The sequence below is a fragment of the Arthrobacter sp. UYEF36 genome, assembly GCF_040547025.1.
In the GTDB taxonomy this organism is placed as follows: Bacteria; Actinomycetota; Actinomycetes; order Actinomycetales; family Micrococcaceae; genus Arthrobacter.
Window position 1 is genome coordinate 206,296 of sequence record NZ_JBEPOX010000008.1, and the last position, 19,406, is coordinate 225,701.

At 68.2% G+C, this 19,406-nt stretch carries 14 protein-coding genes; 8 read left to right on the forward strand and 6 right to left on the reverse strand.

Annotation, left to right across the window (positions count from 1 at the left end; all coding sequences use genetic code 11):
- Positions 1-111: 111 nt before the first annotated feature.
- Positions 112-2,325: a catalase gene (locus ABIB29_RS13590; RefSeq protein ID WP_354173324.1), complete on the reverse strand. Its 2,214-nt coding sequence runs from the start codon at positions 2,323-2,325 to the stop codon at positions 112-114.
- A 230-nt stretch (positions 2,326-2,555) separates the two neighbouring features.
- Positions 2,556-4,775 (reverse strand): NADP-dependent isocitrate dehydrogenase, encoded by a 2,220-nt coding sequence (locus ABIB29_RS13595; protein WP_354173325.1) that lies wholly within the window; start codon positions 4,773-4,775, stop codon positions 2,556-2,558.
- Positions 4,776-5,022: 247 nt separating this feature from the next.
- Between ABIB29_RS13595 and ABIB29_RS13600 the strand changes: the two genes are divergently transcribed.
- Positions 5,023-6,024 carry a trypsin-like serine peptidase gene (locus ABIB29_RS13600; RefSeq protein WP_354173326.1) on the forward strand — a complete coding sequence of 334 codons (1,002 nt, stop codon included), beginning with the start codon at positions 5,023-5,025 and terminating at the stop codon, positions 6,022-6,024.
- Between the two features lie 476 nt (positions 6,025-6,500).
- Here the strand turns inward: ABIB29_RS13600 and purH are convergent, their stop codons facing one another.
- Positions 6,501-8,195 (reverse strand): bifunctional phosphoribosylaminoimidazolecarboxamide formyltransferase/IMP cyclohydrolase, encoded by a 1,695-nt coding sequence (purH, locus tag ABIB29_RS13605; RefSeq protein ID WP_354173327.1) that lies wholly within the window; start codon positions 8,193-8,195, stop codon positions 6,501-6,503.
- Positions 8,196-8,346: 151 nt separating this feature from the next.
- Between purH and ABIB29_RS13610 the strand changes: the two genes are divergently transcribed.
- Entirely contained in the window at positions 8,347-9,699 is a 1,353-nt protein-coding gene (locus ABIB29_RS13610) for an MFS transporter (RefSeq protein WP_354173328.1), read from the forward strand.
- Between the two features lie 42 nt (positions 9,700-9,741).
- Here the strand turns inward: ABIB29_RS13610 and purN are convergent, their stop codons facing one another.
- Positions 9,742-10,323: a phosphoribosylglycinamide formyltransferase gene (purN, locus tag ABIB29_RS13615; RefSeq protein WP_354173329.1), complete on the reverse strand. Its 582-nt coding sequence runs from the start codon at positions 10,321-10,323 to the stop codon at positions 9,742-9,744.
- A 39-nt stretch (positions 10,324-10,362) separates the two neighbouring features.
- Between purN and ABIB29_RS13620 the strand changes: the two genes are divergently transcribed.
- Positions 10,363-10,803, forward strand: a complete 441-nt coding sequence (locus ABIB29_RS13620) for a hypothetical protein (RefSeq protein ID WP_354173330.1) — start codon at positions 10,363-10,365, stop codon at positions 10,801-10,803.
- Positions 10,804-10,831: 28 nt separating this feature from the next.
- On the opposite strand, the gene ABIB29_RS13625 is transcribed toward ABIB29_RS13620, so the two are convergent.
- Positions 10,832-12,151, reverse strand: coding sequence for a cell division protein PerM (locus ABIB29_RS13625; protein ID WP_354173331.1), 1,320 nt, complete (start codon positions 12,149-12,151; stop codon positions 10,832-10,834).
- A 186-nt stretch (positions 12,152-12,337) separates the two neighbouring features.
- On the opposite strand from ABIB29_RS13625, the gene ABIB29_RS13630 reads away from it, so the two are divergent.
- Positions 12,338-12,808, forward strand: a complete 471-nt coding sequence (locus ABIB29_RS13630) for a DUF4383 domain-containing protein (protein ID WP_354173332.1) — start codon at positions 12,338-12,340, stop codon at positions 12,806-12,808.
- 228 nt (positions 12,809-13,036) lie between these two features.
- Here ABIB29_RS13630 and ABIB29_RS13635 read toward each other — a convergent pair whose 3' ends face one another.
- Positions 13,037-13,216 (reverse strand): hypothetical protein, encoded by a 180-nt coding sequence (locus ABIB29_RS13635; RefSeq protein ID WP_354173333.1) that lies wholly within the window; start codon positions 13,214-13,216, stop codon positions 13,037-13,039.
- On the opposite strand from ABIB29_RS13635, the gene ABIB29_RS13640 reads away from it, so the two are divergent.
- The 4 genes from ABIB29_RS13640 (at position 13,215) to ABIB29_RS13655 (ending at position 19,372) form a co-directional block, all read left to right on the forward strand.
- A complete protein-coding gene (locus ABIB29_RS13640) occupies positions 13,215-14,150 on the forward strand; it encodes an HNH endonuclease (RefSeq protein WP_354173334.1) in 936 nt (311 codons plus the stop codon). The genes ABIB29_RS13635 and ABIB29_RS13640 overlap by 2 nt on opposite strands.
- A gap of 224 nt (positions 14,151-14,374) precedes the next feature.
- A complete protein-coding gene (locus ABIB29_RS13645) occupies positions 14,375-15,523 on the forward strand; it encodes a glycosyltransferase family 4 protein (RefSeq protein ID WP_354173335.1) in 1,149 nt (382 codons plus the stop codon).
- Positions 15,520-16,959 (forward strand): UDP-glucose dehydrogenase family protein, encoded by a 1,440-nt coding sequence (locus ABIB29_RS13650; protein ID WP_354173336.1) that lies wholly within the window; start codon positions 15,520-15,522, stop codon positions 16,957-16,959. Before ABIB29_RS13645 ends, ABIB29_RS13650 begins: the two co-directional genes overlap by 4 nt.
- A gap of 181 nt (positions 16,960-17,140) precedes the next feature.
- Positions 17,141-19,372, forward strand: a complete 2,232-nt coding sequence (locus ABIB29_RS13655; RefSeq protein WP_502915608.1) for an EAL domain-containing protein — start codon at positions 17,141-17,143, stop codon at positions 19,370-19,372.
- Positions 19,373-19,406: the final 34 nt, after the last annotated feature.

The window sequence follows — 19,406 nt, forward strand, 5'->3', positions numbered from 1 at the left end:
GGCGGGCCGGAACACGAAGGAGGGAGCAGTCCCGCGGGGCTCCTCCCTCCTTAGTTTCCGTCCATCCTCCGGGCCCTGCGGCCTAAGGGTGGTGTAGGCGTCGTTAGGGGCCTAGACCCCGGTCGCCGGGAAGCGTTCCCATGCCCGGTGTGCAGCGAGCAGCCCGGTGAGCTGCGCCACGACGCCGTCGGGCCCCTCCTCCAGAGCGATGCCCGCAGCATCCGGCGGGATGCTCGCTCCGTCAAGGCACGTGGCGGCGGGGCCCCAGCCGCCGATTGCCTTGGCGTGGCGGAACATCTCCGAAAGCAGCAGCACAACACGGGGGTCAAGCGATGCCCCTGGCTCGCCGGCCTTGGCGTCCCGTCCCTGCGCGGCATCTGCCGCCGGCGCCCCCGAAGCGGCAACCAGCACGGCGTCGAACTCGGTCGAGCGGGCCGTGAGATAGGTCCGCTGAACCGGGATGCCGCCGTCGGCCCCGCCGAGGAAGCCTCCGGCCGGGGCGATCACGAGCGGTACGATCCCTGCTGCGTCGAGGGCGGCCCGGGCGGCCCGGACGGCGTCCAGGTCGCTGTCCTCGTCGGCGATGATTCCCACCACCCGGCCGGCCACCGGCCAGGAGCCTCCCACTTGGGAGACCGCCGGACTCGGCGCCGAGTCCTCCACCTGTTCGCTGGCCTGCGGGGCGGGCATGCCGAGTCCGGATGCCACGGCCGCGCACAGGTCGGGGTCGATGTTGGCCAGTGCCAGCAGCTGGCGCTGGCGGACGGTCTCCTCGCGGCACTTCCCCAGTTCGAAGGTGTACGCCTGGATTACGTGGTCCTGTTCCACCGGGGTCAGGCTGCGGAAGAACAGCCGGGCCTGGCTGTAGTGGTCATCGAAGGACGCAGGCGACTTCCGTTCCTTGACCGCGGCGGCGAGCTCTTCCGGGACGTCGATGAACGCCCCAAGGTCGGCGCCGGCCAGGAACGGGCAGCCGCCGTCGAGCGAGTTCGGATGGTACGGCGCTGCTCCCCCGTGCACCGCCGTCTGGTGCATACCGTCGCGCAGCATGTCGTTGACGGGGGCGTGCGGCCGGTTGATCGGAAGCTGGCTGAAGTTGGGGCCGCCCAGCCGGCTGATCTGGGTATCGATATAGGAGAACAGCCGGACCTGCAGCAGCGGATCGTTGGTCACGTCGATGCCCGGGACGAGGTGGCCGGGGTGGAAGGCGACCTGCTCGGTTTCGGCGAAGTAGTTCACCGGGTTGGCGTTCAGGGTCATGATGCCGATCGGCTGGACGGGCGCCAGTTCCTCGGGGACGAACTTCGTGGGGTCGAGCAGGTCGATCCCCTCGAAGAACTCCTCCTCCGTGTCCGGGAAGACCTGCACGCCGAGTTCCCACTGCGGGTAAGCGCCTGCCTCGATAGCGTCCGCCAGGTCCCGCCGGTGAAAGTCCGGGTCCATGCCGTTGATCAGCTGGGCTTCCTCCCAGAGCAGTGAATGCACGCCCTGCTTCGGCTTCCAGTGGAACTTCACGAGGCTCGTGGCGCCCTCGCCGTTGACGAAGCGGAAGGTGTGGACGCCGAAGCCCTCCATTGTGCGGTAGGAGCGCGGGAGGGCACGGTCGGACATGTTCCACATGGTGTGCGCCTGGGCTTCGGTGTGCAGCGAGACGAAGTCCCAGAAGGTGTCGTGGGCGCTCTGGGCCTGGGGAATTTCGCGGTCCGGATGCGGTTTTGCGGCGTGGACGATATCCGGGAACTTGATACCGTCCTGGATGAAAAAGACCGGGATGTTGTTGCCCACGAGATCGAAGGTGCCTTCGTCGGTGTAGAACTTGGTAGCGAAACCGCGGGTGTCCCGGACGGTGTCGGCCGAACCGCGGGAGCCCAGCACGGTGGAGAAGCGGACGAAGACGGGCGTCTCGACGTCCTTGGCCAGGAACCCGGCGCGGGTGATGTTCGACGCCGCGCCGTAGGACCGGAAGACGCCGTGCGCTCCGGCGCCGCGGGCGTGGACCACGCGTTCCGGAATGCGCTCATGGTCGAAGTGGGTGATCTTCTCGCGCAGGTGGTGGTCCTGGAGCAGCACCGGGCCGCGCCGTCCGGCCTTCAGCGAATGGTCGGTGTCCGAAAGCCGGAGCCCCTGGGCTGTGGTGAGGTAGGCGCCGGACTGTGCCCGCGAGTTCACCGGGGCGCCGGTGGGGCTGCCGGTCGGTGACACGGCCTCGGGTCCCTGCTGGTCAGGCTTGGGCGGAAGGGGTTCCCGCGGTGTGGTGGGCTCCTCCAGGGTGGGCGGTTCCACGGACACGGCACCGGGGATCTGGATGTTGCGCTCTGCTGGCATGCGACGACTCCTCAGGGTAGGCAACCTTGGTCCCGAACCGGCGGCCCTGTGGCGCGCCCGCCGAAACTAAGCTTGCTTAGTACATTAGGTGACGGCGTCCACCCGGGCAACAGTCATCCGGTGGCCGATCCAAAAAACGCCGAACGGCGCACCGGAAATCTCCGGTGCGCCGTTCGGGGTAAGTGCCAGTCGGGGCCAAAAACTGCCGGCAGGACGCCGGCTCGGCGGAACTAGCCGAGCATGGACAGCACGTCGCTGAACTTCGCCGAGGGCCGCATGGCCGCGGTGACCTTGGCTTCGTCCGGGTGGTAGTAACCGCCGAGGTCCACCGGGGAGCCCTGGACGGCCAGGAGCTCGCCGAGGATGGTCTCCTCTGCGGAGTCCAGCGCGCCGGAGACGGCAGCGAACGCCGCTGCCAGCTCGGCGTCGTCGGCCTGGCGGGACAGTTCCTGGGCCCAGAACTTGGCCAGGTAGAAATGGCTGCCGCGGTTGTCGAGCTCGCCGGCCTTGCGCTTCGGGGACTTGTCCTCCAGCAGGAAGGTGCCGGTGGCGCGGTCCAGGGTGTCGGCCAGGATCTGTGCGCGGGCGTTGCCCGTGGACGTGGCCAGGTGCTCGAAGCTGACGGCGAGAGCCAGGAACTCACCCAGGCTGTCCCAGCGCAGGTGGTTTTCCTTGAGCAGCTGCTGCACGTGCTTCGGGGCAGAGCCACCGGCGCCGGTTTCGAAGAGGCCACCGCCGTTGATCAGCGGCACCACCGAGAGCATCTTGGCGCTGGTGCCCAGTTCCAGGATCGGGAAAAGGTCCGTGAGGTAGTCGCGCAGCACGTTGCCGGTCACCGAGATGGTGTCCTCGCCCTTGCGGATGCGCTCCAGGGTGAAAGCCGTGGCCTCCTCCGGGGACATGATGCCGATCTGCAGGCCCTCGGTGTCGTACTCCTTGAGGTACTCCTCAACCTTCGCGATCATCTGGGCGTCGTGGGCGCGGCCCTTGTCCAGCCAAAAAATCGCCGGCATGGCAGAGGCGCGGGCGCGGGTGACGGCCAGCTTGACCCAGTCGCGGACCGGAACATCCTTGGTCTGGCAGGCGCGCCAGATGTCGCCCGGGGCGACCTGGTGCTCGATCAGCACGGTGCCGGCGTCGTCAACCAGCTGGACGGTGCCGGCGGACTGGATCTCGAAGGTCTTGTCGTGGCTGCCGTATTCCTCGGCGGCCTGCGCCATCAGGCCGACGTTCGGGACGGTGCCCATGGTGGTCGGGTCGAAGGCGCCGTGGGCACGGCAGTCATCGATGACGACCTGGTAGATGCTGGCGTAGCTGCTGTCCGGAAGGACGGCGAGCGTGTCGGCTTCCTGGCCGTCGCGGCCCCACATGTGGCCGGAGCTGCGGATCATGGCCGGCATGGAGGCGTCCACAATCACGTCCGAGGGGACGTGCAGGTTGGTGATGCCCTTGTCGGAATCGACCATGGCCAGCTCGGGGCCGTCGTTCAGGCCCTTCTTGATGGCCGCCTCGACGTCGCCGCGGATCTCCTCGGGGAGATCCTCGAGGCCGTTGAGGATCGAGGCCAGGCCGTTGTTGGGGCTCAGGCCGGCGGCGGCGATCTGGGCGCCGTAGGTGTTGAAGAGCTCGGCGAAGTAGGCCTTGACGACGTGTCCGAAGATGATCGGGTCCGAGACCTTCATCATGGTCGCCTTGAGGTGGGCGGAGAACAGCACGCCGTCTTCCTTGGCGCGGGCAACCTGGGCTGCGAGGAAGGCGTCCAGGGCGGCGGCGCGAAGCACGGTGCCGTCGATGATCTCGCCGGCGAGCACGGGGAAGGCCCGCTTGAGGATCTTGACCGTACCGTCCTCCTTGACCAGCTGGATCTTGACCTTACCGTCAGCCTTGATGACCACGGACTTCTCGTTGGAGCGGAAGTCATCGGCGTCCATGGTGGCGACGTTGGTCTTGGACTCGGCGGTCCAGGCGCCCATGCTGTGCGGGTTTTGGCGGGCGTAGGCCTTGACCGAGAGCGGTGCGCGGCGGTCGGAGTTGCCTTCACGCAGCACCGGGTTAACGGCGGAACCCTTGATCTTGTCGTAGCGGGAGCGGATGTCCGTCTCTTCGTCCGAGGAGGGGTTGTCCGGGTAGTCCGGGAGGGCGTAGCCCTGGCCCTGGAGCTCCGCGATGGCGGCCTTCAACTGCGGCGTCGAGGCGCTGATGTTCGGCAGCTTGATGATGTTGGCTTCGGGCTTCTTCACGAGGCCGCCAAGTTCAGCCAAGGCGTCAGTGCCGCGCTGCTCTTCGGTGAGGTAGTCGCCGAACGCGGCGATGATGCGGCCGGCCAGCGAAATGTCGCGGGTCTCCACTCCCACACCGGCCGTCGAAGCGAAGGCTTCAACAATCGGCAAGAACGAATAGGTGGCCAGCATCGGCGCTTCGTCGGTGTGGGTATAGATAATCTTTGCCATTGCTCGGGCGTCTCCCTGAAGGTCTGGGTATTTCCGGAATTTTGTGCCAATTCAACACCCCTAACTTACCCGAGGGAGTAGGGTTGCCGCCTACCGGCGTCGTACGCCACCGGCTCCGTGACGCCAGCAACATATCGTGACAAGAATTGACAATATGCTTTACAGGCCCGTCAAAGTCCCGTAGTTTCGTTCCCATCACAGCGGCCACCACCGGAGGCCGCACCGCATTCCACCGGTTAGGACAACCATGAGAACACCCAAAACTCTGGCCACCAGCCTCCTCAGCCTCTCGGCCGCGGCACTGTTGGCTTTGAGCGCCGCGGGCGCAGCGACCGCCGCCCCGGCACCCGGCAACGCGCCGACGGAAACGTCCGGGGTCAGCAGCCACACCGTCGTCGAGACCGGCGGAGCGGAGTACTGGACGGAAGAACGGATGCGCAACGCCATCCCCGGCGACGTGCTGGCCGAGAAGGCCATGCAGAGGAGCGCCAACTCCAAGGCCGCCGTGAACCGCCCGGCGGAAGCGGGAGCGCCGACCACCGTGGAGTCCCAGGCGCCGAGCCTGCAGGCGAAGGAGATCCAGAGCAAGGCGAACGCGAGCGAAACCCCGGTCAAGCACATCGGCAAGGTCTTCTTCACCCTGGGCGGCTCCAACTACGTCTGCTCCGGCAACTCGGTCTCCTCCACGAACAAGAGCACCGTTTCCACGGCCGGGCACTGCCTCAACGAGGGTCCCGGCGCCTTCGCCACCAAGTTCACCTTTGTCCCGGCCTACCTCAACGGATCCGCTCCCTACGGCATGTGGACGGCCAAGTCCCTCCACGCGCCCACCCAGTGGAGCTCCGGCGGCGACATGATGTACGACACCGGCTTCGCGGTCATGAACCCGCTCAACGGCCAGACGCTTTCGGACGTCGTGGGGGCCTCGGGCCTGGAGTTCAACGCCGCCCGCGGCCTGAGCTACAAGGCGTTCGGCTACCCCGCAGCACGGCCCTTCAACGGTGAATCCCTGAAGAGCTGCAGCGGCACCGCCACGAACGATCCCTACAACCCGCAGTTCAACTCCCAGGGCATCCCCTGCAACATGACCGGCGGATCCTCGGGCGGCCCGTGGTTCATCGGCTCCAGCTCGACCGGCTACCAGAACTCGGTCAACAGCTACGGCTACGGCAGCAAGTCCACCACGATGTACGGCCCGTACTGGGGCTCCGTCATCCAGCAGGCCTACAGCACCGCGGCCGCTTCCTAGGTAGCGCTTCCTGCACCCAGCAGACGCACACCAGCGCGGGGTCACTCGAGGCCCATCTCCAGCAGCGGGGATGGGACCGGGTGGCCCCGCGTTGCCGTGTGGTCAGGGGCCGGGCCCGGCTGGCTGGACATGTCCTCCCGGCACGCCCCCGGACCACGGGACATGTCCCCCGCAAGCCTGGACATGCCCAATCCACAGGCCTGGCACTGGACATAGTCCCAACATGCCCAGTCCCTGGCTCGAACAAAGAGCATGTCCCCCGGCCCGGGACTCCGCGCGATCCTGATCCTCCCCCACACCACGGGACATATCCCCCGCAACGCTCAGAGCATGGACATAGTCCCAATGTGCCCATCCGCAGCCACGAAAAATGGACATGCCCTCCGGTAAAGGGAGGGCATGTCCACTCGTGCTGAAGCAGGGTGCGCGGAACCCCACGCGGGACAGCAAAACCCGAGGGGACTCGGCGCGAGCCCTTAGTGGAAGAAGTGCCGCGCGCCGGTGAAGTACATCGTGATGCCCGCGGCGTTGGCTGCGGCGATGACTTCCTCGTCGCGGACCGAGCCGCCGGGCTGGACGACGGCGCGGACGCCGGCGTCGATCAGGATCTGCAGGCCGTCTGCGAACGGGAAGAACGCGTCCGACGCCGCCACGGCGCCGCGCGCACGCTCGGGCGCACCGCTCGCCTCTGCCGTCGACGGACCGGCTGCACCACCGGCGCCCTCGACGTCAGAGTCCACGCTCACGCCCAGGGAGTTGGCGCGCTCGACGGCGAGCTTGCAGGAATCGAGCCGGTTGACCTGGCCCATGCCGATGCCCACGGCGGCACCGTGGTTTGCCAGCAGGATGGCGTTGGACTTCGCCGCGCGGCAGGCGGTCCAGGCGAAGGCGAGATCGGCCAGGGTGACGGCATCGGCGGCCGCACCGGCGGCGAGGGTCCAGTTGGCCGGGTTGTCGCCCTCGGCGTCGACCCGGTCCGACATCTGCACCAGCACGCCGCCGGAGACCTGGCGGATTTCGGAGGGGTAGCGGCCGTAGCCCTCGGGCAGGGCCAGAAGGCGGATGTTCTTCTTCTTGGACAGGATCTCCACGGCCTCGTCCTCGAAGCCCGGGGCAATGACGACCTCCGTGAAGATGCCGGCGACGGTCCTGGCCATGCCGGCGGTGACCGTGCGGTTGGCCGCGATCACACCGCCGAACGCGGAGACCGGGTCGCAGGCGTGCGCCTTGGCGTGCGCGTCAGCGATGGGGTCCGCTGCGGAGGCCGAACCCACGGCCACGCCGCAGGGGTTGGCGTGCTTGATGATCGCGACGGCGGGCTCGGCGAAGTCGAACGCGGCGCGCAGGGCGGCGTCGGCGTCGACGAAGTTGTTGTAGCTCATGGCCTTGCCGTGCAGCTGGTCGGCCTGCGCGATGCCCGCCGGGGCGGCCTTGTCCACGTAGAGGGCGGCCTGCTGGTGCGGGTTTTCGCCGTAGCGGAGCACCTCGGAGCGTTCGAGTGCCAGGCCGGCGTAGGCGGGCCAGTCGATGACGCCGTCGCCGTCCTCGTCGAGGAACTGGCTCGCGGTCCAGCTGGCCACGGCGGTGTCGTAGGTGGCGGTGTGCGCGAAGGCCTTGGCGGCGAGCCGGCGTCGGGTCTTCAGGTCAAAGCCGCCGGAAGCGGCGGCGGCAACGACGTCGTGGTACGAGGACGGGTCCACCACAATCGCGACGGCGGCGTGGTTCTTCGCGGCGGAGCGCACCATCGCGGGGCCGCCGATGTCGATCTGCTCGACGACGTCGTCCTGCGCAGCGCCCGATTTCACCGTTTCCACGAAGGGGTAGAGGTTCACGACGACGAGGTCGAACGGTTCGATGTCCATGGACGTGAGCGTGTCCATGTGGGCCGGGACGCGGCGGTCGGCGAGGATGCCGCCGTGGACGCGCGGGTGCAGGGTCTTGACCCGGCCGTCGAGCATTTCCGGGGAGCCGGTGACTTCTTCGACTTCCTGCACCGGGATGCCCGCAGCGGCGATCTTCTTGGCGGTGGAGCCGGTGGAGACGATCTTGACGCCGGCGTCGTGCAGGCCCCGCGCGAGCTCCTCCAGACCGGTCTTGTCGTAGACCGAAATCAGGGCCCGGCGGATGGGAACACGGTCGATGGATACACGGTCAAGCGGCGTGAAGCTCACAAAAGTCTCCGTCTTATATCGCGGCGGGGCCGCGGGTGGTGGGGATGCGGCCAGTTTATCGCGTCAGCGCGCCGGGCCTTCCCGCGCGCCGGAGTATGAAGCGCACCGCACCTGCACCCCGGGCCACGTAGAGTTTTCCCAGGAGGCTGAGATGAATACGTACACCACTGTGCCCAGCGGCGAACAGGTGGTCCAGGAACTGCCGTGGCGTTGGAAAGTGCAGGGCCGGATCTTCCTGATCGGCGGCCTGGGCTTTATGTTCGATGCCTGGGACGTCACGCTTAACGGCATCCTGATCCCGCTGCTGTCCAAGCACTGGTCCCTCACCCCCGGCGAGGCTGCCTGGATCGGGGCCTCGAACCTGATCGGCATGGCCCTGGGCGCTTTCATCTGGGGCACCATCGCGGACACCATCGGGCGCAAGAAGGCCTTCACGGCCACCCTGCTGATCTTCTCGCTCTTCACCGTGCTCGGCGCTTTCTCCCCCGACTTCCTCTGGTTCGTCGCGTTCCGTTTTATGGCCGGCTTCGGCCTGGGCGGCTGCATCCCGGTGGACTACGCGCTGGTGGGCGAGTTCACGCCCCGCAAGCAGCGCGGCAAGGTCCTCACCGCGATGGACGGCTGGTGGCCGATCGGCGCCGCATTGTGCGGTTTCGTGTCCGCCGGGCTCGTGGCCCTGTACGGGGACTGGCGGCTGACCATGCTGGTGATGGTGCTGCCGGCGCTGCTGGTGTTCTGGGTCCGCCGCAGCGTTCCCGAATCCCCGCTGTTCCTGATCCGCAAGGGCCGGCGGGAGGAAGCCGCCAAGGTGATCGATGACCTCGTCGCGGCGACCGGGGCCGAGCCCCGCGTCTACAGCCTGCCCGAGGCGCAGGACGCGCCGCGGCTCTCCGCCGGCAGCGCCTGGACCCAGCTGCGCCTGCTCTGGCAGTACGACTGGAAGATCACGACGGCGGCCTGGTCGCTGTTCTTCAGCATCCTGCTGGTCTACTACCTGTCGCTGACCTGGATGCCGCGGATCCTGATCGGCGCCGGCTTCGAGGAGTACAAGGCCTTCCTCACCACCGCCTCCATGGCCGCCGTCGGACTCCTGGGCGTGGTGGTGGCCGCACTGCTGGTGGAGCGGGTGGGCCGGAAATGGATCCTGGCGATCACCGGCCCGCTGTCCGCGCTGACCCTGGTGATCGTGGCGATCGTGGTGGACATCCCGACGGCGGCCGTGTTCTGGCTGCTGGTGTTCGGCTTTGTGGTCCAGGTGGCCATCCCGGTGCTCTACGCCTATGTCTCGGAGCTGTATCCGACGGAGCTGCGCGGTTCGGGCTTCGGCTGGGCCTCGACGTTCTCCCGGCTCGGCGCCGGCTTCGGACCGCTGATCTTCGCGGCGTTCCTCTGGCCGGAGCTGGGCCTCGCGACCTCGTTCGCCATTGCCGGGGTGCTGGTGCTGCTGAGTGTGCTGTGGATGGCGTTCTTCGCCCCCGAGACCAAACAGCGCCACCTCGCCTAAGCCGCCCGCTCCCGCCTCGGTGTGCAGGCAACCCGGGGTGCGCTACGCGTGTGCGGGGGTGTCCGCGGCGGCGAGGGAGGCCAGGGTGGAAACCAGGAGCCGGCGTTCCACCACCTTGATCCGCTCGTGCAGGGACTCCTCGGTCTCGCCGTCCGCGATCGCCACGGCTTCCTGGGCGATGATCGGGCCCGTGTCCACCCCGGCGTCGGCCCAGTGCACCGTGCAGCCGGTGACTTTCACACCGTAGGCCAGCGCGTCGCGGACCCCGTGCGCGCCGGGGAACGAGGGCAGCAGGGCCGGGTGGGTGTTGAGGTATTTGCCGCCGAAAGCGTCGATGAAGTCCGCGCTGACGATCCGCATGAACCCTGAGGACACAACGACGTCGGGCGAGTACGCGGCCACGGCGTCGGTGAGCGCGGCGTTCCAGGCAGCCCGGTCCGGGTAGGCCTTGAAGTCCGCCACGAAGGTCGGGATTCCGGCGGCGGCCGAGCGCTCCACCCCGTAGGTTCCGGGCCGGTCCGCGCCGACGGCGGCGATCTCGACGTCGAGCCTGCCCTCGTGCACGGCGTCGATGACGGCCTGGAGGTTGGAGCCGGTGCCGGAGACGAGGACTACGATGCGCATTGTCCTAGCTTATGGGGCCGCTCGCGTAGGCTGGAAACCATGAATCCCCCGAACGACTCCGCCGGCAGCAAGGGCGGCCAGCCGCAAGGCAAGCACCCGCTCAGCGACGCGGCCAAGGCCTCGCAGGCCAAGACCCATAATCTGTTCCGCAGCTTCGTTGTGGCGGTGCTGGGGTCGTTCTTCGTCTACCAGCTGGACATCAATTATCTCTGGCTGAGCGCACTTCTGACGGTGGCCGCGATCGTGCTGGGCATCATGGTACTGGTCCGGTACGCCAGGCTCAAGGAATCGAAGTTCGTGCTGTTCGGGACGATTTCGGGGATGGTGGTCCTGGCCGTGCAGGTGCTGCTGCTCGTGACCTCGGCGTTGTTCTTCAACCAGGTCCGGGACTACCAGCAGTGCAGCCGCCAGGCCCTCACCCAGCAGGCCGCCTCGATGTGCCAGACCCAGCTGGAAGAGTCGCTGCCGCGGTTCCGCTGAGGCCGGTTCCGCTAACCGCCGCCCGGCGTCAGACGGACGCCGTCTCCAGGTCCGCTTCGCGCAGCTTCTGCTGGCGTTCCAGCCACGGTCCGGCAGCGTAACCGATCACGACGCCGATCCCCACCTCCGCGGCCACGAACAGTGCCGTCCGGAGCGGGTCCGGCCCGATCTCCGTGAGCCGTCCGATCCCGGCGGAGCCGCTCGCCAGCCAGGCCAGGCCCGCTGCCAGCAGCCCGGCGACGCTGCCGACCATCACGCCGAGCGCCAGGGTGGAGACCGTGGCGGTGAACCAGCGGGTGTGGATCTTGATCGAGAGCCATTCGTCGAAGTGGTTTTCGCCTTCGCGCAGGAACCACCAGCCGGCCAGGGTTCCGGCGAGGACCGGCACCACCAGCGCCGCCACCGCGAAGTCCAGTGACCCGGCAGGCAGCGCCGCGAACACCGGGATTGACGGCAGCGGCCCGACGGCGGTGCCCAGCGCCCCGGCCTGGGAGCCGACGCCCAGTGCGACGCCCGCACCGGAGATCCAGGCGAGCGCGAACACCGCCAGGTTGGGCAGGAAGCCGAGCTGCGCGATGGTGAGCATGGCACCTCCCGTTGCTCCGGCGTCGAGCGCTTCATAGACCGCGACCGCGAGGTTCCAGTGGATGAAGAAGGTGGCGGCGAGCAGCGCGCAGGACATCGCCAGGCCCGCCAGCAGCGCCACGAATCCGGCCTTGACCGCCGACCCCAGGTAGGAGCCGGCCCAGCGTGAATGCTGGCTGGTGCGGGCGAGCCAGTCCACGGCGTCGACGCCGATCAGGCGGCTCCAGGAACCGGCCTCGCGGCGGGCGCCGATCACCATGCCGAGCCCGAACGGGATCAGCGGGATGAGGGCGGCGGACCAGAGGCCCACGCCGACGTCGTCCGTGCGGCAGACAAAGCCGGTGGTCAGACCGAAGGCGGCGTACATCAGCCAGGAGCCGAGCAGAGCCTGCCAAAGCTGGTCCGTGTACGAGGCCCGGGCCAGCCGCCGGCCCGCGCGCCAGGCCAGCAGGAACGGGATCAGGGTGAGTCCGAGCGGGGTAAGCGAAAGGACGCCGGACTGCGGATGGGCGGCCGCGGAGCCTACTTCCACGATGTCCAGCAGCAGCGGGACGCCATGGATCAGCAGCCAGGCCTGGCCGGCGAGGCGGGCCAGGGCGTCGGGTGCGCCGTTCAGGAAACCGGCAGTGGCCCACACGGCGAGGATCGGGGCGGCCACCACCAGGGCGGAGATAATGGCTGCCTGCGCGGACTCAAGGGCTCCCTGCAGCCACAGCGGCATCGGAAGTCCACGTTCCCCGGTCTGATCAGCGCGCAGTTTCATCGTGTTCCATGGTGCCACGTGCCGGGGTTCCTGCCCGTTCCGACAGGCTCAACCGGCCGATTTGGCCGGGATTTTGCCCATATCGCAGGGATCCGGGATGAATTCAACTGCCCTCCTTGCCGGCGCTTTTTTCCCTACTCCGCCGTAAAATTGGAGTGTCCGCAATCAGTGGTTGGAGGCAGAAAAATGACTACCGCATCTCCACATGCACACGGCGTTCACTTCGGACGGACGGACGTCCAGAACGTCGGCATGGGTGCAGGTATCGTCCTGATAGTCGTGGGCATCCTGGGGTTCATCCCGGTCATCACCACGCAGTACAGCGAATTGGCGTTCCTTGGACCGGCTTCCTCGGCCATGTTCCTGGGCGTGTTCCAGGTATCGATGCTGCTGAACATTGTTCAGCTCGCGATCGGCGCCACCGGCTTGGCCATGTCCCGGAACAACCCCATGGGTGCCCGGAACTTCCTGATGGGCTTTGGCCTGCTGTACATCGTCCTTAGCGTCTACGGCCTCATTGTTGGGGAGGCGTCGGCGGCCAACTTCCTGTCGCTGAACGCCATGGACGTCTGGGCCTTTATGATCATCGGCCTGGCAATGGTCGGCGCCGGTTGGCTGATGTCGAGGCATCTGGCTGACGACGCAAAAACCCGGTAATCAAACAACCGGGAAAAAGGGAGCCGCGAATGAGTAACGTTTCATAGCAATCCGAAAATTCGTACTACCTGCTGGTGCAGTCGCATCGCGGAAACGCAGCGGCTGCACCAGCTTTATTTGTGTGCGGAGCTTGGTGGGGGCCGCTGGCCCTGCCATGTGCCACAAGCGGCCGCTAAGCATCCTTGCTCAGCGGCCGTTTGCGGCCCATGGCCCATTTGAGGGCCACGGCTAGAAGCGGACCAGGGAGTACGGCAGGCTCGGCAGGTTCCCCGCAGTCCAGGGGCGGTCCGATTTTTCCACCGGAATGCGCCCGCGGCCGTCGCGAACCACCAGCACCACCGTGCCGACGATGGCGACCACGGCAACCGCAGCCAGGATAATCAGCAGAACCACAAAGGACCCGGTCATGTCCAACACCTCTAAGATCAATTTTACTCCGGTCCGCTCCTGCGAGAATGGCCAGATGACCGCCATCATCCTGGGCTGGAACCCGGACCGCTGGAATGACTGGAACTACGCCGACGCCGTTGAGCGCGTGGCCGCGACCGGGCTGCACCTTGAGCGCTGGAGCGTGGGACGCCACCGGAATATCAGCGCAGGTACGGACGCCTGGCTGCTCCTGCAGGGAGACCACGGCCGGGGACTGATCGGCCATGGCGTCGTGGTCTCCGTCCAGTCCGAAGCCGGGCCGCACTCGCTCTTCCCAGCGGAGGCCGCGCCGGATGAGGCTCCGATGTATGTGCAGGTCGCCTTCGATGCCTTCCTGCCGCCCGGTGAGCAGATCGCCGTCGACGTGCTCACGGAGGCGGTGCCCGGGGTGCCGTGGGACAGCGATGATGCCATCGGACTGAGCGTTGAGCCGGCCGAGGAAGCGACCATCCGGGCACTTTGGCAAGACTTCGGGCCCCCGCCAGGCCTGGACCCCACCCGGCCCGGACCTGGCAGCTACCCGCAGAATGCAGTCACCCGGATCGTGGTGAACCGCTACGAACAGGACCCCGACGCACGGCGGGCCTGCATTGCGAACCACGGCAGCAGTTGCGCGGCCTGCGGCTTCTCGTTCGAGCAGACGTACGGCGAGATCGGCATGGACTTCATCCCGGTACACCATCTCGTCCCGGTCTCCCAGCTGGGCAGCAGCTACGAACTCGATCCCATCACCGACCTCGTCCCGCTCTGCGCCAACTGCCACGCCATGGCGCACCAGAGTGTGGGCACCCCGCGGACCGTGGCCGAGCTCCGCCGGATCATCGGCGACGCCGGGTTCCTCCGCGGATCCACGGTCACCGCAGAACAGCTCGAGGCCCAGCGGCAGGCCCGCGAGCTCCTGGGACCGCAATAGCACTAACCGTTTGCCACAAATGGCCGCTATACGCGGTGGACATGCTCATTCTTCGCTGCAACGCGTGGGCATATGGGGATTATGTCCAGCCCTCGGCCCGCACGGAGGGCATGTCCAGTGGACCAAGCGCCCCCAGCCCCGAACCACGCCCCGTTAACCCACTCTTCCCTCCCGCGCCATCCCCCTCACCCCGCGCCGACAGCCTGCCCCCGCACTGTGGAGGGGTGAGGATCGCAATTGTTGCTGAGTCATTCCTGCCGCTGATGAATGGGGTAACCCACTCGATCCTGCGGGTCCTGGAGCATCTGCAGGAGCGCGGAGACGAGGTGCTCGTGATCGCGCCCTCCACGCAGGACACGGAGACCCCCAACGAGGTCTCCGGGGCGCATGTCCACCGGCTGCCCTCGGTTCCGCTGGCCGGCTACGCGAACGTCCGGGTGGCGATGGGCGGTGTCTCCCGGGTCAAGCGAATCCTTGCCGAGTATGCGCCCGACGTGGTCCACCTGGCGTCGCCGTTCGTGCTCGGCTGGCGCGCAGCACAGGCCGCCCACCAGCTGGGGATCCCCACCATCGCCATCTACCAGACCGAGGTCCCGGGCTACGCCGGCCGGTACGGTGTCCCGTTCCTGGAGAACTGGGCCTGGAACCGGGTGGAGAACATCCACCTGCTCGCCTCCCGGACCCTCGCCCCGTCCAGCTTCGCGCTCAACCAGCTCCGCGGCCGCGGCATTCCGCGGGTCGAGATGTGGCGGCGCGGCGTGGACACGGAACGGTTCTCCCCGGCCAAGCGCGACGCCGGATGGCGGGCCGCCGTCGCCCCGGCCGGCGGGCGCATCATCGGCTACGTGGGCCGGCTCGCGGTCGAGAAGCAGGTGCAGGACCTCGCCGCGCTGGCCGATGTCCCCGGCACCCGGCTGGTGATTGTGGGCGACGGGCCCCAGCGGCGGGCCCTCGAGGACGCCCTGCCCGGCGCGGTCTTCACCGGGTTCCTCGGCGGCGAGCAGCTGGCCCGCGCGGTGGCGTCCTTCGATCTCTTCGTGCACCCCGGCGAGTTCGAAACCTTCTGCCAGACCATCCAGGAGGCGATGGCCTCGGGCGTGCCGGTGGTCGCCACGGGCCGCGGCGGCCCCCTGGACCTCGTCGAGAACTCCCGCACCGGCTGGTTGTATGAGCCGGGGAACCTGGCCGCGCTGCGCTCCCACGTGGTGGACCTGATGGGCGACGACGCCAAGCGCCGCGCGTTCGCAGCGGCAGCCTACGCCTCGGTCCAGGGCAGGACGTGGTCCGCCCTCGGCGCCGAGCTGGTCCAGCACTACCAGGCGGTCCTCGCCGCCGACCTTCCCAGCACAACCCCTCAAGGAGTCGCCCTGTGAGAATTTCCGTGATCGGCTGCGGTTACCTGGGAGCCGTGCACGCGGCCACCCTCGCCTCGATGGGCCACACCGTGGTGGGGATCGACGTCGACGCCGCCAAGGTGGAGCAGCTGGGCCGCGGCGCGGCACCGTTCTTCGAACCGGGGCTGGACGAACTCCTGCGAGACGGCATCGCCACCGGCCAGCTCAGCTTCTCCACGGACTTCGCCGACGCCGCCCGCGCCCAGTTGCATTTCCTCTGCGTGGGCACACCGCAGTCCAAGACTTCCGACGGCGCCGACCTCAGTTACCTCGTCGCCGCCACGGAGGCGCTGCTCCCCCATCTGGCCGCACGGTCCGCCGTGGTGGGCAAGTCCACCGTGCCGGTCGGAACGGTGGACATGCTCACCCGTGTACTGTCGCCGCGGCAGGACGTGCTCCTGGGCTGGAACCCCGAATTCCTGCGCCAGGGAACCGCGGTCAAGGACTCGTTAGTCCCGGACCGCCTGGTCTACGGCGTCCCCGAGGACGGCCCCACCCGGACTGGTCCGTCCGCCACCAGCCCCATCACCGGCGCAGCGGTCACCGCAGCCCTCGATGCCGTCTACGAACCCCTGCTTGCCGCCGGGATTCCGCGGCTGGTCTGCAACTTCGCCACGGCGGAACTGATCAAGTCGGCGTCGAACGCGTATCTGGCCACGAAGCTCAGTTTCATCAACGCCATGGCCGAGCTCTGCGACGCGACGGGCGCCGACGTGAAACAGCTGGGCACGGCGATGGGCTTTGATCCGCGCATCGGCAGCCGGTACCTCCATGCCGGCCTGGGCTTCGGCGGCGGCTGCCTGCCCAAGGACATCCGCTCCCTCCGGGTCCAGGCTGCGGGTCTGGGCGTGGATTCGGTGGATCGGTGGATGGCGGTGGTGGATTCCATCAACCAGGACCAGCGTTCCCGCACTGTCGGGCTGGCCCGGGAACTGTGCGGCGGCCAGCTCGGCGGCCGCCGGGTCACCGTGCTCGGGGCGGCCTTCAAACCGGACACGGACGATATCCGGGATTCCCCTGCCCTGGCCGTGGCCCTCCAGCTGGCCTCGGCCGGCGCGCATGTCACGGTGACGGACCCGGCTGCGACCAACAATGCGTGGCTCCGCTTTCCGCAGCTGCGCTTCGAGCCGTCCACGTCCCTTGCCCTCGAAGGGGCTGAGCTCGTGCTGCTGCTGACCGAATGGGACGAGTACACCTCGCTCCAACCGGCAGTCGCCGGGGCGCTGGTCCGTCGCCGGACCCTGCTGGACGCCCGGAACGTCGTCGACGCCGCCGTCTGGGAAGCGGAAGGCTGGACGGTCCGCGGCCTGGGCCGGGGCCGGGCGACCACCCCAGGCCATGCCGCAGGCCACCCGCTGGTCCCGGCCGGCCCTGCAACCGCTGCCGGCGCAGCCATCGCCGACCGCACCCGCTGACGGGACCCGCTGGCCGGACCCCGCATCCCGCCCCGCTGACACCATCCCGGCCCCGCTGACACGCCGGGCGCTAAAACGCCGCCGCCGAAACCCAGCCGCTGAAACGCCGGGCGCATGTGGTCACCGCCCAGCCGTGAGGCCCCTATGATTTCCTGAGGGGAGGACTCTATATGAACTACCGGTGGTCTCAGACTCTTACGGCGGTGGCACCGTGACGGATTCCTCGTACCCGCCGCCCGCCGTCGAGGCGGTGCTGGAATCCAGCCCCGATGCCCTTCTGGTGATCTCCGAGGACGGCACAATCCGCCTGGTCAACGCCGCCACGGAACGCATGTTCGGCTACACCCGTGAGGAGCTCGTGGGCCAGGACCACCGCATGCTCCTCGCCGAAGGCTTCCGCAGCGGCTTCCACCGGCTCTTCTTCGCCCTCCGCAAGGAGGCCGACGCCGGCCCCGTCGCAGAGTCCGACGCCGAGTCCGAGGCAGACGCCGGCCCCGACCCAGCCACCTCCAGCCTCCCGCCGGCCGAGGCCTACGGGGTGCGGCGCGACGGCACCGAGTTCCAGGGCGAAGTGGCCTGCTCGCTGCTGGTCCAGGATTCCGACGGCGCCCCGATGAGCATGGCCGTCGCCGTCCGCGACACCTCGCACCGGCTCGCCGCGGACGCGGGACTCCGCGAAGCCCTGTCCCTGCTCAGCGCCACGCTGGAATCCACGGCCGACGGCATTCTGGTGGTCGGCGGCGATAGCCGGATCGCCGGCGTCAACAACCAGTTCATTTCCATGTGGGGCGTCCCGCGGGAGCTGCTGGCCACCCAGGACGACGAGGCCGTGATGGGCTTCGTCCTGGACCAGCTGGTGGACCCCGCGCAGTTCGTCGAAAAGATCACCGCGCTCTACGCCGATCCGGACGCCGAAAGCCACGACGTCCTGGACTTCCGTGACGGCCGCACCTTTGAACGCTATTCCCGCCCGCAGAAGGTCGCGGACCGGGTGGTCGGCCGGGTCTGGAGTTTCCGCGACGTGACCCCGGCCCGGATCGCGCAGGACCGGATCACCCAGGCCTTGGCCGATCTTGCCGAGCAGGCCGCCCAGCTCAAGGCCCTCGCGTTCCAGGACCCGTTGACCGGCCTGTCCAACCGGCAGCTCTTCAACGACCACCTCGAAGCAGCCCTGCGCGGGCCGTGCGGCACCGCCGTCGACGTCCTACTCCTGGACCTGGACGACTTCAAGGAAGTCAACGACATCCTGGGCCACCACGCCGGGGACCAGCTGCTGATCGAGGTCGGCCGCCGCCTGCGCGAGTGTGTCCGCCCGAACGACGTTGTAGCACGCCTGGGTGGTGACGAGTTCGTGGTGCTGCTGGTCGGTTCGCTGGCCCCTGACGCGGTTGCCGATCGGATCGTCGCATCCCTGCGCGTGCCGCTCTGGATCGACGGGACCATGCTGCGCCCGAGCCTCAGCCTGGGCCTGGCGTCGATCAGCGAGGATGCCGTGGACGCCTCCGAGCTGCTGCGCCGGGCCGACATCGCGATGTACGCCGCGAAGACCGCCGGGAAGAACCGGTACCTGCGGTTCCGCCCGGCGATGATGAAGTCCCTCGTGGAGCGCACCGAGCTGGAGGCCGGGCTGCGGCTGGCCGTGGACGCCGGCCAGATCACCGTGCACTACCAGCCCATCGTCTCGGCCCGGAGCGGCGTTGTGGTGAAAGTTGAGGCGCTGGCCCGCTGGGAGCGCGACGGCGGCACCGTCCCGCCGGCGCAGTTCATCCCGGCGGCGGAGCGCAGCGGCCTGATCGTCGAGATCGGCACGGAGGTACTGCTGAGGGCCTGCACCGAGCTGAAACCCTGGCTGGCGGAAGATTCAGAACGCGCCCTCGCCATCAACGTCTCCGGGGTGCAGCTGCAGCACGGGGACTTCGCCGAGCTGCTGATGGCCGTCGCCAGGAACACCGGCGTGGAACCACGGCAGCTGGTCGTCGAAGTCACCGAAAGTGTCTTCTTCGTCGACGACTGCCACGTGATCCAGCAGCTCAGCGCCCTGCGGAACGCCGGCGTGCGGGTGGCACTGGATGACTTCGGTACCGGCTTCTCCTCGCTGGGACGGCTTCAGGGGCTCCCCGTGGACACCCTGAAAATCGACCAGTCCTTCACGTCCATGATCCACACCGGCGATGAGAAACTGCCGATCCTCAGCTGCATGATCGCCATGGCCCACGGCCTGGGCCTCACCGTCACGGCGGAAGGCGTGGAGACGGCAGCGCAGGTCGCGTACCTGATGAAACTGGACTGCGATTCGCTGCAGGGCTTCCTGTTTTCCCGCCCGACGGCCGGGCCCGGCCTGCGGTCCGCCATTGCCCGGTCCAACGACGCGTTCGCCGCCCTGCGGGGAGAACGGGTGTCCGGGCCGCGATGACCCGGCACTTTCGGTTGCCGGGGTACTGGACAAG

Bases quoted from the DNA above. Each gene is read 5' to 3' on its own strand.
- ABIB29_RS13590 (WP_354173324.1), bottom strand. From the start codon at position 2,325: ATGCCAGCAGAGCGCAACATCCAGATCCCCGGTGCCGTGTCCGTGGAA.
- ABIB29_RS13595 (WP_354173325.1), bottom strand. From the start codon at position 4,775: ATGGCAAAGATTATCTATACCCACACCGACGAAGCGCCGATGCTGGCC.
- ABIB29_RS13600 (WP_354173326.1), top strand. From the start codon at position 5,023: ATGAGAACACCCAAAACTCTGGCCACCAGCCTCCTCAGCCTCTCGGCC.
- ABIB29_RS13610 (WP_354173328.1), top strand. From the start codon at position 8,347: ATGAATACGTACACCACTGTGCCCAGCGGCGAACAGGTGGTCCAGGAA.
- purN (WP_354173329.1), bottom strand. From the start codon at position 10,323: ATGCGCATCGTAGTCCTCGTCTCCGGCACCGGCTCCAACCTCCAGGCC.
- ABIB29_RS13620 (WP_354173330.1), top strand. From the start codon at position 10,363: ATGAATCCCCCGAACGACTCCGCCGGCAGCAAGGGCGGCCAGCCGCAA.
- ABIB29_RS13625 (WP_354173331.1), bottom strand. From the start codon at position 12,151: ATGAAACTGCGCGCTGATCAGACCGGGGAACGTGGACTTCCGATGCCG.
- ABIB29_RS13630 (WP_354173332.1), top strand. From the start codon at position 12,338: ATGACTACCGCATCTCCACATGCACACGGCGTTCACTTCGGACGGACG.
- ABIB29_RS13640 (WP_354173334.1), top strand. From the start codon at position 13,215: ATGTCCAACACCTCTAAGATCAATTTTACTCCGGTCCGCTCCTGCGAG.
- ABIB29_RS13635 (WP_354173333.1), bottom strand. From the start codon at position 13,216: ATGACCGGGTCCTTTGTGGTTCTGCTGATTATCCTGGCTGCGGTTGCC.